The organism is Prevotella communis, assembly GCF_022024115.1.
GTDB lineage: Bacteria > Bacteroidota > Bacteroidia > Bacteroidales > Bacteroidaceae > Prevotella > Prevotella communis.
Genome location: NZ_CP091792.1, coordinates 139,626 through 157,777, shown reverse-complemented (window position 1 = coordinate 157,777; position 18,152 = coordinate 139,626). Strand labels below are relative to the sequence as shown.

Genomic DNA, 18,152 nt, shown 5'->3' with positions numbered 1-18,152 from the left:
CAAGAGAAAGGTCGTCTCTTAACCAGAGCAAAATATTTTCCTAACTAGAGAAAATTATTTCTCTAACTAGGGAGTAAAAAAAGACCCCGTCAAACTGGTTGACGAGGTCCTTGATTTTATATCGAATTTCCGATTAGAAATCCATGTGATCCAGTGTGTCGCTGAAATCCTTTGGCTCCTTGTTCTCAGCGGGGTCGCGATAAGCCTCACCCTCCTTCTGCTCAGGACGGGGACGACGCTCTCCACGCTCAGGACGCTCAGGACGCATTCCCGATTCTGACGAATCGCCTACCCGTTGCCTTTCGCGACGGTCACGACGCTCACCACGCTCACCACGGTCACGACGCTCGCCACGCTCAGGGCGCTCACGGCGCTCGCCACGAGCTGGACGCTCTACGTAGTCAGCGGGCTTCTCAATCAGCACGCGGTGTGAGAGCTTGTACTTACCAGTCTTAGGATCGATCTCGAGGAGCTTCACCTGGATGTGGTCGCCCTCCTTGATACCAGCCTCCTCGACAGTCTCGAGGCGCTTCCAGTCGATCTCAGAGATATGGAGCAGACCATCCTTTCCAGGCATGATCTCTACGAAGCAGCCATAAGGCATGATGCTGCGAACCACACCATCGTAAACCTCGCCTACCTCGGGGATAGCCACGATAGCCTTGATCTTAGCCAGAGCTGCGTCGATGCTCTCCTTGTCGGGACCTGATACCTGTACCTTACCAACACCGTCGGCTTCGTCGATGGTGATAGTGGTCTTGGTATCTTCCTGCATCTGCTGGATAATCTTACCGCCAGGGCCGATGACAGCACCGATGAACTCCTTAGGAATCTCGATCTGTACGATACGGGGAACCTGAGGCTTGAACTCGGCACGTGGCTCAGCGATGGTATCGGTGAGGCACTTCAGGATGTGCTCACGACCAGCCTTTGCCTGCATCAGAGCCTTCTCGAGGATGTCGAAGCTCAGACCGTCGCACTTGATATCCATCTGGGTAGCTGTCAGACCGTCCTTTGTACCGGTGGTCTTGAAGTCCATATCACCCAGGTGGTCCTCGTCACCGAGGATATCGCTCAATACAGCGTACTTGTCTTCTCCAGGATTCTTGATCAGACCCATGGCGATACCGGAAACGGGCTTCTTCATGGGCACACCAGCGTCCATCAGGGCGAGGGTACCGGCACAAACGGTTGCCATTGAAGAAGAACCGTTTGACTCGAGAATCTGAGAAACCAGACGCACTGTGTAAGGGAAGTCCTCAGGAATCTGACCCTTCAGACCGCGCCATGCCAGGTGGCCGTGACCAATCTCACGACGGCCTACGCCGCGCTGGGCCTTAGCCTCACCAGTACAGAATGGGGGGAAGTTATAGTGGAGGAGGAAGCGCTGGTAGCTCTTGTCGAGCACATCGTCAACCATCTTCTCATCGAGCTTGGTACCCAGCGTACAGGTAGAGAGTGACTGTGTCTCACCACGGGTGAAGATAGCACTTCCGTGAGGCATGGGCAGGGGAGATACCTCGCACCAGATGGGGCGGATCTCATCGGTCTTACGGCCATCCAGGCGGATACCCTCGTCGAGGATACAACGGCGCATGGCGTCGCGCTCCACATCGTGGTAGTAGCGGTCCATCATAGCGCTGTACTCATCGTCGCTGATTTCGCCCTTGGCATCCTCAGCCAGCTCGGCACGCTCAGCGAAGAACTTCTCCTTGAAGTCCTCGAGAATCTTCTCGAAGGCATCAGCGCGATCCTGCTTGGGCAGAGCCTGCTTGGTGATATCGTATGCGGGCTGGTACAATTCTTTATTCATGCGTGCGCGGAGGTCCTCGTCGTTAACCTCGTGGTTGTACTCGCGCTTCACATCCTTACCGAGCTCCTTGCTCAGCTCCTTCTGGAGTTCGCACATGGGCTTGATGGCATCCATAGCGGCCTTGAGGGCACCCAGCAGATCCTGCTCAGACACCTCTTTCATCTCACCTTCCACCATCATGATGTTCTCAGCAGAAGCACCAACCATGATATCCATGTCGGCCTGCTTCATCTGCTCGAAGGTAGGATCGATTACATACTGGCCATTGATACGAGCCACGCGCACCTCAGAGATGGGGCACTCGAAGGGAATATCCGAGCAAGCCAGGGCTGCAGATGCAGCAAAACCTGCCAATGCATCGGGCTGGTCAACGCCGTCTGCTGAGAGCAGCATGACGTTAACGAAAACTTCTGCGTGATAATTGCCAGGGAAAAGTGGACGAAGCACACGGTCCACGAGACGGCTAGTCAGGATTTCGTTATCAGAGGCTTTGCCTTCACGCTTGGTGAATCCACCAGGGAAACGTCCAGCAGCACTGTACTGCTCACGGTAGTCAACCTGCAAAGGCATGAAATCGGTTCCGGGAACTGCATCTTTTGCGGCACAAACAGTGGCCAGAAGTACAGTGTTGTTCATCTTCAGCATGACAGCACCGTCGGTCTGCTTTGCCACTTTCCCGGTTTCAATGGTGATGGTTCTGCCATCAGCCAATTGAAGGGTTTTTGTAATTACGTTCATCTTGTTTAAAACATCTAAAAAAATAAATTCGTGCAAAAGTACACATTATTTTAATAATACGTGCACAAAATCTGCATATTTTACTCTTTTTTATGAATTAATTCGTAACTTTGCACTCGACAAAACAATAACGACAATGAAAAAAATAGCAATAACAGCCTTGGCAGCACTCGTTTTCGCTGCCTGTAGCGACCAGAAACCTACCTTTACCGTAGAAGGAACCATCGATGGCGTCAAGGACACGACCATCTATCTGTATAACAACGCCCTGAGCGGTGCTGTGAAAGTGGACTCTGCCAAAATAGGCGAGGACGGCACCTTCACGCTGAAAGGGGAGGCGCCCAAGGATCCCGAACTCTACTGCATCAACCTGGGCAACCAGATTATCTACGTGGGCATCGACTCCACGGAGACGGTGACCATTCATGCGAAGGCGCCCAACATCGCCCGTGACTACGAGGTGGAGGGTTCGGTGAACACCCAGAAAATCAAGGAACTGTCGCTGAAGCAGCAGGACCTTAGGGCCAGGGTGATTGCCATCCAGAACAACCTGGATTTGAACAGGGAGCAGATCACCGTGGCACTGCAGCAGCTGGTGGATGCCTACAAGGTGGAGATTGCCAACGACTACATCTACGAGAACCCGGCATCTATCTATGCCTATTTCGCCCTGTTCCAGACGCTGGGCGGCTATAACCTGTTCGACCGTTCCAACCAGCAGGATGTGCGTGCCTTTGCTGCCGTAGCCACCAGTTGGGACACATTCCACCCGGAATCAGAGCGTACCAAGCACCTGCACAACACCACCATCAAGGGTATGAACGATACCCGTCAGCAGGCTGCCCGTGAGATGATGGCCGCAGAGGCCGCCACAAAGGTGGAGGCTACCGGTCTGATTGAACTGGAGCTGCCCGACGTGAGTGGCCATACCCGTACGCTGACAGAACTGAACGGCAAGGTGGTGCTGCTCGACTTCCACATGTTTGGCATGAAGGAGTCGGCTGCCCGCATCCTCAGCCTGCGCGACCTGTATGCCAAATACCATGCCCAGGGACTGGAGATTTACCAGGTAGGACTCGATGAAAACGAGCATTTCTGGAAGCAGCAGACGGAATCGCTGCCCTGGATCTGCGTCTACGACCCATCGGCACAGTCGGCCCTGCACTACAACGTACAGAACGTACCCGAGTATTTCCTCATCGACCGCAACAGTCAGCTCTACAAGCGTTCTACGCAGATGAAGGATGTGGAGGCGGAGATTCGCGCGCTGCTCGCAAACCCTACCAGCTCAGCCAAGTAAGCGATAGTCTCTACTGGCTGAACGATTGGAGGCTGCCCTACCCAGTGTACCGCTTCTGCACAGGTGATGTGGATGGCGACGGGAGCATGGATGCGCTGGTGGGCGTGATCAAGAAGACGCGGTTCCACCGGGAGAAAGGTAAGCGTATCTTCATCTTCAAACAGGTAGATGGGAAGGTGCGTCCGCTGTGGCTGGGTTCGCGACTGGGTGCTGAACTGGTGGACTTCCGTTTTGTGGACGGCTGCATCAGGGCATTGGAGACCGATGGAAAGGGGAAATATGCCGTGATAGACTATGAGTGGAAGGACTTCGGACCGGCCTTCAAACGGTTTATCGTCAAGAATACCCATCAAAAGAACGCCATAAAACAATTTAATCTATGAAGAGAATAGCTTCCTTTATCCTTTCCGGGCTGCTGCTGGCAGGTTGTGCCACCAAGGAGCAGACGACACCGGTGAGCACGCTCGACGTGGAGAGCCTGCGCGACAGCGTGGACCTCAACATGGATATCACGGGCCTGTCGCTCAGCGACTTGCGCATCCTGGAGAATGTGTTCCTGGCACAGAAGGGTTATCCTTTTGAGGACTCCTATATCCGCAGTATCTATCAGTCGACCACGTGGTACGACTCCCTGATGTGGGCCTTCAGCGAGAACGAGGACTACTACGACCAGAACAGTGGCTACTGGGGCGGCGAGCGCAACGAGGAACTGTCGTACCGCGAGGAATACTATAACAGCATCAAGCCGGAAATCATCGCTTATTCCGACGAGCAGCGCGCCTTTGTGAACCGCGTCAGACAGCGCGAGGACGAGTTGCGCAAACGGAATTTCAAGTCGGGCAACGAGGACGACAAGGTGAATGTCGCCAATATCGTGAACCCTGCCCTGCTGAAGGAGCCCGACCAGAGGCTGTGGGACTACCTGGGCCATCACGGCTTTGCCATCGTGCCCGCCCAGCACCAGCAGTTGTTCCATGTCTATGAGCAGAACGACTACCATGAGTTCCCGGCCTTCGTCACCACCGACCTCTACCTGCAGCTCTACCACCTCTATTTCGACTGCATGTTGCGCGAGGTGGAACAGGAGAAGCTGATGCCGCTGCTGAAGGAGTTCTGCGAGGAAGGACAGAAGGTGTTTGCCAGAAGATGGCAACGCGAGAAGGAGAATGAAGATGCCGTGTTCAACACGGAGGAAGCTGCAGAATGGATTGTCACGTATTTCAAGGTGGCCAATGCTCTCCTGGAGGAGCAGGCGCCCAAGGGCGATGCCGATGCCTTGGGCGAATATGAACGGGTGATGAAGAGCGTGAACGCCACGTCTGAGTTCCTGGAATATACGGACGTACCCTTTGAATACAGTCTGTTCCGTCCCCGTGGCCACTACACCCGCAATGACAACCTGAAGCGCTACTTCCGTACGATGATGTGGTTGCAGACCGTGCCACTCAGGTCAGACAATCCTTTCGACATGCTCAAGGCGAACATCCTGGCCGTGGAGATCTGCGACGACCACGACAACCCCAGACTCTGTTCGCTGTACAAGAAGCTGACGGAGCCCATGAACTACCTGATGGGTATGCCCGATGACGTGAGCATCGAACAGGTCAACAAGATTATCTCGGATATCGGCACATGCGAGATTGATCCGAATGAATTAGGCGTAAAGGTCGATGAAATCGCAGAAAAACAGACACGTATCCGTCCGAAGTTCCTGCGTACAGGCAGGAATAAGGTGCGCCTGATGCCCCAGCGCTATCAGCCCGATGCAGAGGTGCTGCAGGAGATGGTGGACTATGATTCCAACACCACGAAGCGCGAGGTGCCCAAGGGCCTGGATGTGTTTGCCGCCATGGGTGTCAGCGCTGCAGAGAAAATTCTCATGGATGAGCTTAACGAGCCCGACCGCTGGAGCAAGTACACCAGCAACCTGAAGCGGATGAAGAAGCGCATGAACGAGATTAAGTGGGAGGAGAATGCAGCAACCCAGTGGATGAGTGCGCTGAAGACCGTCATCGACAAGCCCCAGCATGCGCCTTATTTCATGCTCTCGCCCGAATGGGACAAGAAATCGCTGAATGCGATGCTGGGCTCATGGACCGAACTGAAGCATGATGCCATCCTGTATGCCAAGCAGCCCATGGGTGCCGAGTGCGGCGGTGCCGGTCCTCCCGACCCTATCGTCAAGGGCTACGTGGAACCGAATGTGAAGTTCTGGCAGAAGGCCATCGACCTGCTGAAGGAAAACCAGAAGATACTGCGCACGCACAACCTGCTCACGGAGAAGATAGCCACTGCCAACGAGCGTCTTACCGAAGAGGCCGAGTTCCTGTTGGCTATTAGCAAGAAGGAACTGAGGGGCGAGGTACTGAAAGACGTGGAGTACGATGAACTGGAGTATATCGGTGCGAAGTTTGAGAACATGTCGCTGGAACTGTTGCGCGACAGCGAGCACGAGCTCTGGGACTGGGAAGCCATTCAGGGGCCCGACCGCAAGGTGGCGCTGGTGGCTGATGTCTATACCGCCAATGCCGACAACAACCCCAACAAGAGTATCCTCTACGAGGCTGTCGGTGATGCCGATGAAATCTATGTCGTGGTGGAGATTGGCGGATACCTGTGGCTCACCCGTGGTGCCGTGTTCTCGTATCGCGAGTTCCAGCGTTCCATCGACGACCAGCGTCTCAACGACGAGGAATGGCAGGAGTACCTGGAGCGTCACCCCCGATCGGGCGTGCCAGAATGGATGACCCCGGTTACCGTGCCCTTGGAAAAGACGCCTGTAGATAATGAGAGCGTATTTTATAGCACTGGTTGCTAGTTTAGCTAGTTTCACTAGTGCAACTAGTCAGACTAGTTCAACTGGTGAAACTAGTAAAACCTGCCTCCTCTTTACCGGTGACATCCTTTTGGACCGCGGTGTGCGGAAAGTCATCGGGCACCACGGCATCGACCACCTCTTCACCCGTGAGATGGACTCGCTGTTCCGGGCCTCGCAGGTGGTGGTGGGTAATCTGGAGTGTCCGGTCACCAGCATCCAGGCGCCCGTGCAGAAACGGTTCATCTTCCGGGGCGAACCGGCATGGCTGGGGGCGCTGAAGAAGCACGGATTTACTCATCTGAACCTGGCCAACAACCACAGCACAGACCAGGGCAGGAAGGGACTTGAAGATACCAGGGAAAACATCCTCAAGGCGAAGCTGAAACCCGTTGGAATGGGCAAAAACCTGCAGGAAGCGGCCCAGCCCGTACTCCTCACGTCACAGCCCCGCAAGGTGTGGCTCATCGCCTCGCTGGGCATGGCGCTGGAGAATTTTGCCTACCTGCCCGACCGTCCCTGCGTGAACACCGAACGGACGCAGGAGATCATCGAACGTATCCGTGACATCAAGCGGAAGGACCCGCAGGCCGTGGTCATCGTGTCGCTCCACTGGGGCGGCGAGCACACCCTGAAGCCCGTACCCAGCCAGCGGTTGGATGCCCACCGGCTGATTAACGCCGGGGCGGATGCGCTGATCTGTCACCACACGCATACGCTGCAAACCATAGAGCACTACAAAGGACGGGATATCTACTACAGCATCGGCAACTTCATCTTTGACCAGCAGAAGCCGCTGAACAGCCAAGCCTGCGTGGTGAAGGTGGAAGTAACCAGGAATCATGTGAAAACACAAGCCCTGCCCGTCCACATCCAAGGATGTGTGCCACATTTAAAGTGAATTTTCTTGCGCCCAATCGTTAAGAAAACAAAAAATCTCCTATATATATAAGGTGGTAGCAAACTTTTTGTTTACTTTTGCACCCCAAATTATCATAACAAGCAAAATTATGCAGAAAAATCTTGTGATTGTGGAGTCACCCGCCAAGGCCAAGACGATTGAGAAATTTCTTGGCGAGGACTATAAAGTCATGTCTAGTTACGGACATATCCGCGACCTGAAGAAGAAAGAGTTAAGTATCAACGACACCACCCTGGAACCCGAATACGAGATTCCCGATGAGAAGAAGAAACTGGTCAGTGAACTGAAGAACCAGGCCAAGAAAGCCGGTCAGGTATGGCTCGCATCCGATGAAGACCGCGAGGGAGAAGCTATTTCATGGCACCTGTGTGAGGTGCTGGGACTGGATGAGGAGAAGACCAAGCGTATCGTGTTCCACGAGATTACCAAACCCGCTATCCTTGATGCCATCGAGCATCCGCGCACGCTGGACATGAACCTGGTGAATGCCCAGCAGGCCCGTCGTGTGCTCGACCGTCTGGTAGGTTTCAAGTTGTCGCCCGTGCTGTGGCGCAAGGTGAAGCCCGCCCTCTCTGCCGGTCGTGTGCAGAGTGTTGCCGTACGTCTTATCGTAGAGCGTGAGCGCGAGATACAGGCCTTCAAGAGCGAGACATACTACAACGTGAGCGGTGTCTTCGCCATTGCCAACCCCGACGGTTCAATGACGGAGGTGAAGGCCACGCTGGGCCAGCGTTTCAAGACCGAGGAGGAAGTGATGGCGTTCCTGAACAAATGCAAGGATGCCACCTTCACCGTAGAGGCTATCCAGAAGAAGCCCATGAAGCGCACGCCTGCGCCCCCATTCACCACCTCTACCCTGCAGCAGGAAGCCGCACGTAAGTTGGGCTACACCGTGAGTCAGACGATGATGGTGGCACAACACCTCTATGAAAACGGACGCATCACGTACATGCGTACGGACTCTGTGAACCTGAGCAGCCTGTGCATCAACGCCACGAAGGAGGAGATCGGACAGCTGTATGGCGAGCAGTACAGCAAGGTGCGCCAGTATCACACCAGTTCAAAGGGTGCCCAGGAGGCGCACGAAGCCATCCGTCCTACCTACATGGACCAGACCACGATAGAGGGTACCGTACAGGAGAAGCGCCTGTATGACCTCATCTGGAAGCGCACCCTGGCCTGCCAGATGGCAGATGCCGAGATAGAGAAGACCACCGTCACCATCAGCATCAGCACCAGCGACGAGCAGTTCGTGGCCAGCGGCGAAGTGGTGAAGTTCGACGGTTTCCTGAAGGTTTACCGCGAGTCTGTTGACGACGATGACGACAACAAGGACGAGCAGGGACACATCCTGCCTCCTTTGAAGAAGGGCATGGAACTGACACGTCGCGACATCGTCGCTACAGAGCGCAACAGTCAGGGACCTCAGCGCTATACGGAAGCCTCATTGGTACATAAGCTGGAGGAACTGGGAATCGGCCGTCCTTCTACCTATGCACCTACCATCAGCACCATCCAGCAGCGTGAATACGTGGTGAAGGGTGACAAGAAGGGCGAGGAGCACAACTATGCCATCATCACCCTGAGGGGTAAGCAGATATCACAGAAGCAGCGCACCGAGATGACCGGTGCCGACAAGGGAAAGCTGATGCCTACGGATATCGGTACGGTGGTGAACGACTTCCTGATGGAGCATTTCCCCACGATCATGGACTATAACTTCACGGCTAAGGTGGAGCAGGACTTCGATAAGATTGCAGAAGGCAAGGTACTGTGGGACAAGATGATGAAGCGTTTCTACAAGGACTTCGAGCCCGTAGTGGAGACCACGATGAACGCCCGTTCAGAGCACAAGGCCGGTGAGCGCCAGCTGGGTATCGACCCCAAGAGCGGCAAACCTGTCTTCGTGAAGATTGGCCGTTTCGGTCCGCTGGTACAGATTGGTTCGGCCGAGGACGAGGAGAAGCCACAGTTTGCCCACCTGCCCAAGGAACTGAGTCTGGAGACCGTCACACTGGAGCAGGCACTGGAACTCTTTAAGCTGCCCCGCATGCTGGGCCAGTTTGAGGGTGAGCCTGTCACCATCGGTACAGGTCGCTTTGGCGCCTACGTGCTCCACAAGAAAGTATACACCTCGCTGCCCAAGGATGCCGACCCGCTGACCATCGGTATTGCCGATGCCGTGAAACTGATTGAGGACAAGCGCAAGCAGGAGGCCCAGAAGCTGCTGAAGACGTTCAAGGAAGACAGTAAGCTGACGGTGCTCAACGGTCGATACGGTCCCTACCTGGCTTACGACGGTACCAACTACCGTCTGCCCAAGAACCTGCACGAGAAGGCCAGGGAACTGACCTACGATGAGTGCATGAAGATCATCAACAAGAATTGAGGATTGAGATTTGAGGTTTGAGATTTAAGAATTGAGGTTTATGAAAAGGATTATCCTCATAGGCTACATGGGAGCCGGCAAGACGACCGTAGGCAAGGCACTCGCCAAGGAACTGGGCATCCCGTTCTATGACCTGGACTGGTATATCGAGAACCGCAGGCGCAAGACGGTGTCGGAGATCTTTGCCGAAGTGGGCGAGGAGGGCTTCCGCCAGATAGAGCATAACATGCTGCACGAGGTAGCAGAATTTGAGGATGTCATCATCAGCTGTGGCGGTGGCACGCCCTGCTTCTTCGATAATATCGACTATATGAACGAGCAGGGACAGGTGGTTTACCTGAAGGCCTCGCCGGAAGTGCTCTACAAGCACCTGCTGATGGGCAAGGGCGAGCGTCCGCTGCTCAAGGGCAAGAGCAAGGAGGAACTGATTACCTTCATCCGCGAACAGCTGGAGAAGCGCGAGCCCTACTACAACAAGGCACGCTACACGGTTGACGTGAGCCTCATGGATAATTACGACAAAATAAAAATCACAATAGAGAAACTCCGCGAATTACTGGAACTATGAAGAAATGGACCTTAGATGATGCCCGCGAGTTGTACAACATCAACGGATGGGGCACGAGTTACTTTGGTATCAACGACAAGGGTGATGTCTATGTGACGCCCAGCAAGGACGAGGTGCAGATTGACCTGCGCGAGGTGATGGACGAACTGTCGCTGCGCGACGTGACAGCCCCCGTACTACTGCGTTTCCCCGATATCCTGGACAATCGTATCGAGAAGACATGGAGCTGTTTTAAGAAGGCTGCCAAGGAATACGACTACAAGGGTGAGAACTACGTGGTCTATCCTATTAAGGTGAACCAGATGCAGCCCGTGGTCGAGGAGATTATCTCTCACGGACGTAAGTTCAACCTGGGCGTAGAGGCCGGTTCCAAGCCTGAGCTGCACGCCGTCATCGCCGTACAGTGCCAGAGCGACTCTATCATCGTATGTAACGGCTACAAGGATGAGAGCTATATCGAACTGGCCCTGCTGGCACAGAAGATGGGCAAGCAGATTTTCATCGTGGTGGAGAAACTGAACGAACTGGATATCATTGCCCGTGTGGCTAAGCAGTTGAACGTGCGCCCTAATATCGGCATCCGCATCAAACTGGCTTCCAGTGGCAGTGGCAAGTGGGAAGAGAGCGGCGGCGATGCCTCTAAGTTCGGACTGACCAGTGCCGAACTGCTTGAAGCGCTGGAGATGCTCGACAAGAAAGGTATGCGCGACTGTCTGCGCCTGATTCATTTCCATATCGGTTCGCAGATTACCAAGATACGTCGTATCCAGACGGCCCTGCGCGAGGCTTCACAGTTCTATATCCAACTGCATAAGATGGGCTATAACGTGGACTTCGTGGATTGTGGCGGTGGTCTGGGTGTCGATTACGACGGCACACGCTCCCCATCCAGTGAGAGTTCGGTGAACTACTCGATTCAGGAGTATGTGAACGACTGTATCTACACCTTTGTGGATGCTGCCAACAAGAACAATATCCCCCACCCTAATATCATCACGGAGAGCGGACGCTCACTGGCTGCCCACCACTCTGTGCTGGTCATCGATGTGCTGGAGACGGCCTCACTGCCCGAGATGCCCGAGGAGTTTGAACCCGACGAGAACAGTCACCAGCTGGTGAAGGACCTCTATGAGATCTGGGATAACCTCTCCCCCCGTAATGTGCTGGAGGACTGGCACGATGCCGAACAGATTCGTGAGGAGGTGCTTGACCTCTTCTCGCATGGTATCGTGGACCTGAAGACACGTGCCGAGATTGAGGCGATGTACTGGAGCGTTTGTCATGAGATCAATGCTCTGGCAAAGAACCTGAAGCATATCCCTGAGGAACTGATGAATATAGACAAGTTGCTGGCTGATAAGTATTTCTGCAACTTCTCGCTGTTCCAGAGTCTGCCCGACTCATGGGCTATCGACCAGATGTTCCCCATCATGCCTATCCAGCGACTGGACGAGCGTCCTACTCGTAATGCCACGCTGCAGGATATCACCTGCGACAGCGACGGTAAGGTGGTGAACTTCGTGACCAACCGCCATAACTCGCACTCGCTGCCCGTCCATGCGCTGAAGAAGAACGAGACCTACTATCTGGGCGTGTTCCTCGTGGGTGCCTATCAGGAGATTCTGGGTGATATGCACAACCTCTTTGGCGACACGACCGCTGTCCACGTATCGGTGAAGGACGGTCACTACCACATCGACCAGATTTTCGACGGTGAGACCGTGGCTGAGGTGCTGGAATACGTGCAGTACAACCCCAAGAAACTGGTACGCCAGTTGGAGATATGGGTGTCTAAGAGTGTGAAGGAAGGTAAGATTTCGCTCGAAGAAGGCAAGGAGTTCCTGAGCAACTATCGCAGCGGACTCTACGGATATACCTATCTGGAACAGTAGGAGTTAAAGGAGTTAAGGAGTTAGAGGAGTTAAGACAATAGCTTTAGTGATGTTTAGCGACTGGTATATACTCGGATTGAGTGTCAACGCCTGGATCACTATCATGACAGTGGTCAGCATCTTTGTGGTGATGGCCCGATCCCATATACCTGCCGAGGTAGCCTTTCTGGGTGCCCTGACGGTATTGCTGGTTACAGGAGTAGTGACCGAGGAAGAAGGTATGGCAGGATTCGGTAGCGAACCTGTTGTGGTGCATGCTGCCTTCTTTGTGATTATTGCAGGACTGATGCAGACGGGTGTGCTCTATTGGCTCACCAAGCATGTGCTGGGCGACCCAAAGAACTACAACAATGCGCTGCTACGACTGATGGTGCCCACCAGTATCTTGTCGGCATTGCTAAACTCGGTCAATGTGGTGGCGCTCTTCATCGATGCGGTGAAGATATGGTCACGCAAACTGAATGTCTCGCCCTCCAAACTATTATTACCCCTGAGCTATGCCGCCACGCTGGGTGGTATGTGCACGTTGCTGGGCAACTCATCCAATCTGGTGGTAGCCGGTCTTTACTTGAATAAGACGGGCCACTCCATGCACATCTTCGAACCACTACTTCCTGGTCTCATCGTGACTGTCGTGGGTATCTTGCTGGTGATTATCATGCAGCATTATATCCCATCACGCAAAACGGCTGAGGAGTCGTTTGAGACCACCAGCGACTATACCGTGGAACTGCTGGTACCAACAGATAATCCTGCGGTGGGAAATACCGTAGAAGAGGCCGGACTGATGAACGTCAAGGGTGGTACACTCCTCGAAATTGTCCGATTTGATCGGGAAATTATCATGCCCGTGCCCAAGGATGAATGGGTGCTGGGAGGCGACCGTCTGATTTATGCCGGACAGATTAACGAGATTCTTGAACTGAAACGCACACACGGATTGGCTGCTGCCGATCATCATGTGTGGAGTATCAATGATATCGATACCAAGCGAAAGATGCGCACTGCCTACGTCAACTTCGGCAGTTCTCTGATAGGTCGCTCTATGTCGGAGTGTCATTTTGAACAGAAAAACAACGTGGCCCTCGTGGCTGTAGCCCGTCAGGGAAACCGTGTTAACGGACAGCCGCGTGAGATTCGTCTGGAGGCTGGCGACTCGCTGCTACTGGAATGTCCACCCAATGATGACCGTGCGTTGGAACAGAACAACCGTGGAAAGGTGACTTTCTTTGATAGTCATTTCGTGCCGCAGTTGGGCAAGAAGACCATCACCTCAGCCATTATCCTGGTCTTGATGTTCCTGATTTCATCGTTCCACCTGCTGCCTCTGATGGCTTCTACCATGTTTGCCGCAGGACTGATGATGATTTTCGGTTGCTGTCGCATCACGGGCGTGACCAAATATATAGAATGGGAGCTGTTGCTCATCCTGGGCGCCACGGTGGTATTCTCGGTGGCCATCACCAAGACGGGCGTGGCCGACACCATAGCCCACCAGGTGCTACAGCTTTGCGGCAATAATCCGTATGTCGTCATGGCGGTGATGTGTATCCTGGCCTCTGTCGTCAGTGAGTTTGTGAGCGACGTAGGTTCCAGTGCCGTGTTCTTCCCCATCATGTACCAGCAGGCTGAGATGCTTGGCTGCAATCCCATGCCGTTTATCATATCACTGATGCTCAGTGTCACCATCAGTTTTGCCTCGCCCATAGGCAGCAACACCCACATGCTCATCTACGGTCCCGGTTCGTTTAAGTTCACCGACTTTGCCCGTCTGGGTATTGTGATGCATATTGTGCTACTCACCGTGGCACTAGGCTTGGTCACTATAATTTATCCATTATATTAATCACATTGAATCCGACATGAAACCATCATTGACCGTTATCAAAGTAGGAGGTGCCGTCGTTGAGGACGAGGCACAGCTCACACAACTTTTACACGATTTCACCGCTATTCAGGGACCGAAGATACTGGTTCACGGCGGTGGCCGCAGAGCCACAAAGATAGCCGAGCGACTGGGCATCGAGACCAAAATGGTGGACGGGCGCCGTATCACCGATGCCGAGATGCTGGAAGTGGTCACCATGGTTTATGGCGGACTGGTTAATAAGAATGTGGTAGCCCGTTTGCAGGCCCTTGGCTGCGATGCTATCGGTCTGACGGGTGCCGATGCGAATATCCTGCTCTCTCAGAAGCGCCCTGTGAAGATGGTCAACGGCGAGCCTGTTGACTATGGCTTCGTAGGCGACGTAAAGCAGGCTTCCGGATCAAAATTAGCCCATTTTATCGACGCCAACCTGATTCCCGTGGTGGCACCGCTTACCCACGACGGACAGGGACATATGCTCAATACCAATGCCGACACAATGGCTTCTGAGACTGCTAAGGCCATGGCAGTAGCAGGTTACGACGTCACCCTGATTTACGCGTTCGAGAAACCAGGCGTGTTGCGCAATGCTGATGATGACAGTTCCGTCATCGCCACCATCAACCATGCCGACTTCGAGACCTACAAAGCCGACGGCACCATCAGCGGTGGCATGCTACCCAAGATAGAGAACGCCCTTGCCGCCATCGACGCAGGCGTACAGCGCGTCATCATCACTAAGGCCACTGCCATCGACGGTCAGCATGGCACGGTGATTACAGAATAGCGTAACACGTACCTTCGCCAAACAATCTGATTTTACAATAGCAATGAACCTAAATCTGACAACTACGATTAATTTCGACCATATCGCTGACCGCAAGTTGCGAAGTGATGTGATAGCACTCTGCCTCAAGACAGGCAAACCTGTACTGAAACTATCTACGAAGGATTATGTGGATAATGGTCTGGAACACTATGTGAAGGAATACGGGTCGGCAGGGCTAGTGAATATTGCCGTATTCAATATCCTGCAGCATACGATTACGGGATGGCCAGGAGGTAAACCAAACGCAGACGACTCTACACGACCGGAGCGTGCATTGCCCTACCCCAAGCGGGTTATCGTGTTCTCGCCGCATCCGGATGATGATGTCATCTCAATGGGAGGCACTATCCGTCGCCTGAAACAGCAAGGACACGACGTACATGTAGCTTACGAGACTTCCGGTAATATTGCGGTGGCAGACGAGGAGGTGAGGCTCTATATGCATTTCCTGCGTGCCTTTAATGAGAAATTTGCCAATGGCAGCGATGACATCATCAAACACTATTCCGACGAAGTGCTGGGATTCATCAAACGGAAGCAAGAGGGCGACCTCGATAATCGGGATGTGCTGACCGTGAAAGGACTGATACGAAGAGGCGAGGCACGCAATGCCTGCGGATACAACGGTATCAAAAAAGACCATATCCACTTCCTCGACCTGCCTTTCTACGAGAGCGGAAAGATAGAGAAACTGCCGATGACAGAGCGTGACGTGCATATCATTCAGGAACTGCTGCAGCAGATAAAACCGCACCAGATATACGTAGCCGCCGACCTGGCCGACCCACACGGGACGCATCGGGTATGTACGGATGCCGTGCTGGCTGCCATCGACGAAGAGAAGCAGGCGGGTGCAGAATGGCTCCACGACTGCAGGGTGTGGATGTATCGCGGTGCATGGTCGGAATGGGAGATAGAGAATATAGAGATGTGTGTACCCATGAGTCCCGAAGAACTGCGTGAGAAACGCAACGCCATCCTGCGCCATCAGAGTCAGATGGAGAGTGCCCCATTCCTAGGCAATGACGAGCGCCTGTTCTGGCAACGCGCAGAGGATCGCAACCGTGCTACTGCCAAACTCTACGACGACCTCGGACTAGCTTGCTATGAAGCCATGGAGGCCTTCGTAGAGTATAAGTTCTAAAGAAAGCGTAGTACTTATATATAAAAGAAAAGAGAGGTCAGCCCTCTCTTTTTCTTTTATTTCTATTATTTCTTTTTCTTCGGTTTCCTGCGAGCCCAGCCCTCTTCGCTGAAATCGGGTATTTCGCCCTTGAAGTCCACACGGGGAGATTGATTGTTCATCAACGCACGCCAGTCGTCCTTCTTCATCTTTCTCTTGGCTGGTGCAGGATTATTCGTCTGCTTGTCGTCCTCCGAATTACAACGCACGGTACGACCCTTGTAACGGATACCGGTGAGTTGCGTCATCACCTTACGGGCATCCTTCTCGGGTACCTCAAAATATGAGATGGTGTCGAGCAGGTCGATATGTCCTACCTCCTGGCGGCCTCCTACGTAACGGTTGAGCGTCTGCATCAGCACGCCAGGGAAGAAGCCATCCTTCTTACCAAGGTTAATGAAGAGGCGCCTAAAGCCCTTCTGAGCCTTGTTCATGCGCTTCTCACGGTCGGTCTGGGGTTTCTTCTCCTTTTCCCTGACAGGTGCCTCAATCTCGGGGGCATCAGCATAGTAAGCCAGGAACTTACCAAACTCCAGCGACACAATCTTCTTAATGAGTTCGTCCTTGTCGATAAATTCAAAGTAACGACTGATATCCTGCAGGAAAGGTGCGATTTCATCGTCGTTGACGTCGGTCTTTACTATCTGATCCATCACCTTATAGAGCTGCTTCTTACAGATCTCCTCAGCCGATGGAATGGGCGTTTCTATGAATTTCTTACCGATAATCTTCTCGATATCACGAATCTTGTGTTTCTCCTTTGAGTGAACGATAGAGATACTGGTGCCCTTCTTACCAGCACGACCCGTACGACCGGAACGGTGGGTATAGCTCTCGATATCATCGGGCAAACCAAAGTTGATGACATGCGTCAGGTCGTCCACATCCAATCCTCGGGCTGCCACATCGGTAGCCACAAGAAGTTGTGTGAGGTGCTGACGGAATTTCTGCATCGTAAGGTCGCGCTGCTGCTGCGAGAGGTCGCCATGCAACGACTCTGCATTATAGCCGTCACGAATCAGTTTATCTGCTATCTCCTGCGTCTCCAGTTTGGTACGGCAGAAGATAATAGCGAAAATCTTGGGATAATAGTCAACAATGCGCTTCAAGGCCAGATACTTATCCTTGGCCTGCACCATATAATAGATATGATTCACGCTCTCGGCACCCTCGTTACGCGAACCTACCACCACCTCTTCGTAGTCAGTCAGGTATTTCTTGGCCACACGCTCTACCTCGCGGCTCATTGTAGCTGAGAACATCAGCGTGCTATGCTCCTCAGGGAGCGACTCAAAAATCTCGTTGATGGCTTCCGAGAAGCCCATATTCAGCATTTCATCGGCCTCATCGAGTACGATATTACGCACATTCTCCAGTTTGGCATAGCCACGATTTTTCAGGTCAATGAGTCGGCCCGGGGTAGCCACGATAACCTGAGCACCCATCTTCAAGGCGCGTATCTGCTGTTCGATAGCAGCACCGCCATAGACGGCCTCCACATGAACGCCCTCCATATATTTCGAGAAATCGCGCAAATCATCGGCAATCTGTAAGCAGAGCTCACGCGTAGGACTCAACACCAAAGCCTGTGGAAGGTTTGAGTCTTGAGTTTTGAGGTTTAAGGTTTCCTCAAGGCGCATCAGCAAAGGAATGCCAAATGATGCCGTCTTACCTGTACCTGTCTGTGCCAGCGCAATCATATCGCGCTTACTGGTTAGTAGTCTTGGGATTACTTCTTCCTGTACAGGCATTGGCTGTACGAATCCCATCTCTTCAATGGCTCGGCGTATCTCTACGCTCACGCCTAATTCTTCAAATGTCTTCATAGTGAATTTT

General features: G+C 53.3%; 11 protein-coding genes and 1 pseudogene. 10 read left to right on the top strand and 2 right to left on the bottom strand.

All coding sequences use genetic code 11. The annotated features are described in order from the left end of the window. Positions 1–133: 133 nt before the first annotated feature. Entirely contained in the window at positions 134–2,551 is a 2,418-nt protein-coding gene (locus L6468_RS00595) for a polyribonucleotide nucleotidyltransferase (protein ID WP_237794188.1), read from the bottom strand. 136 nt (positions 2,552–2,687) lie between these two features. Between L6468_RS00595 and L6468_RS00590 the strand changes: the two genes are divergently transcribed. From L6468_RS00590 to L6468_RS00545, 10 genes and pseudogenes are all read left to right on the top strand, one after another. After that, a complete protein-coding gene (locus tag L6468_RS00590; protein WP_237794187.1) occupies positions 2,688–3,851 on the top strand; it encodes a TlpA disulfide reductase family protein in 1,164 nt (387 codons plus the stop codon). A 44-nt stretch (positions 3,852–3,895) separates the two neighbouring features. Further along, positions 3,896–4,234 (top strand): hypothetical protein, encoded by a 339-nt coding sequence (locus L6468_RS00585; RefSeq protein WP_237794185.1) that lies wholly within the window; start codon positions 3,896–3,898, stop codon positions 4,232–4,234. Further along, a complete protein-coding gene (locus tag L6468_RS00580; protein WP_237794183.1) occupies positions 4,231–6,669 on the top strand; it encodes a DUF3160 domain-containing protein in 2,439 nt (812 codons plus the stop codon). Before L6468_RS00585 ends, L6468_RS00580 begins: the two co-directional genes overlap by 4 nt. Beyond that, on the top strand, positions 6,638–7,567 hold the full coding sequence (locus L6468_RS00575; protein WP_255779407.1) for a CapA family protein: 930 nt from the start codon (positions 6,638–6,640) through the stop codon (positions 7,565–7,567). Before L6468_RS00580 ends, L6468_RS00575 begins: the two co-directional genes overlap by 32 nt. Positions 7,568–7,676: 109 nt before the next feature. Next, a complete protein-coding gene (gene topA, locus L6468_RS00570; protein ID WP_237794180.1) occupies positions 7,677–9,977 on the top strand; it encodes a type I DNA topoisomerase in 2,301 nt (766 codons plus the stop codon). Between the two features lie 40 nt (positions 9,978–10,017). Beyond that, on the top strand, positions 10,018–10,545 hold the full coding sequence (locus L6468_RS00565; RefSeq protein ID WP_237794179.1) for a shikimate kinase: 528 nt from the start codon (positions 10,018–10,020) through the stop codon (positions 10,543–10,545). Further along, a complete protein-coding gene (speA, locus tag L6468_RS00560) occupies positions 10,542–12,437 on the top strand; it encodes a biosynthetic arginine decarboxylase (RefSeq protein ID WP_091853967.1) in 1,896 nt (631 codons plus the stop codon). The genes L6468_RS00565 and speA overlap by 4 nt, the downstream gene beginning before the upstream one ends. Positions 12,438–12,486: 49 nt before the next feature. Then, complete coding sequence (locus L6468_RS00555; protein WP_091818093.1) at positions 12,487–14,283, top strand: SLC13 family permease; 1,797 nt, start codon at positions 12,487–12,489, stop codon at positions 14,281–14,283. A 4-nt stretch (positions 14,284–14,287) separates the two neighbouring features. After that, positions 14,288–15,091, top strand: a complete 804-nt coding sequence (argB, locus tag L6468_RS00550) for an acetylglutamate kinase (RefSeq protein WP_237796621.1) — start codon at positions 14,288–14,290, stop codon at positions 15,089–15,091. Positions 15,092–15,119: 28 nt separating this feature from the next. After that, a pseudogene (locus tag L6468_RS00545) lies at positions 15,120–16,277 on the top strand (PIG-L family deacetylase); the annotation flags it as partial. Between the two features lie 65 nt (positions 16,278–16,342). On the opposite strand, the gene L6468_RS00540 reads toward L6468_RS00545, so the two are convergent. Further along, complete coding sequence (locus L6468_RS00540; protein ID WP_237794178.1) at positions 16,343–18,142, bottom strand: DEAD/DEAH box helicase; 1,800 nt, start codon at positions 18,140–18,142, stop codon at positions 16,343–16,345. Positions 18,143–18,152: the final 10 nt, after the last annotated feature.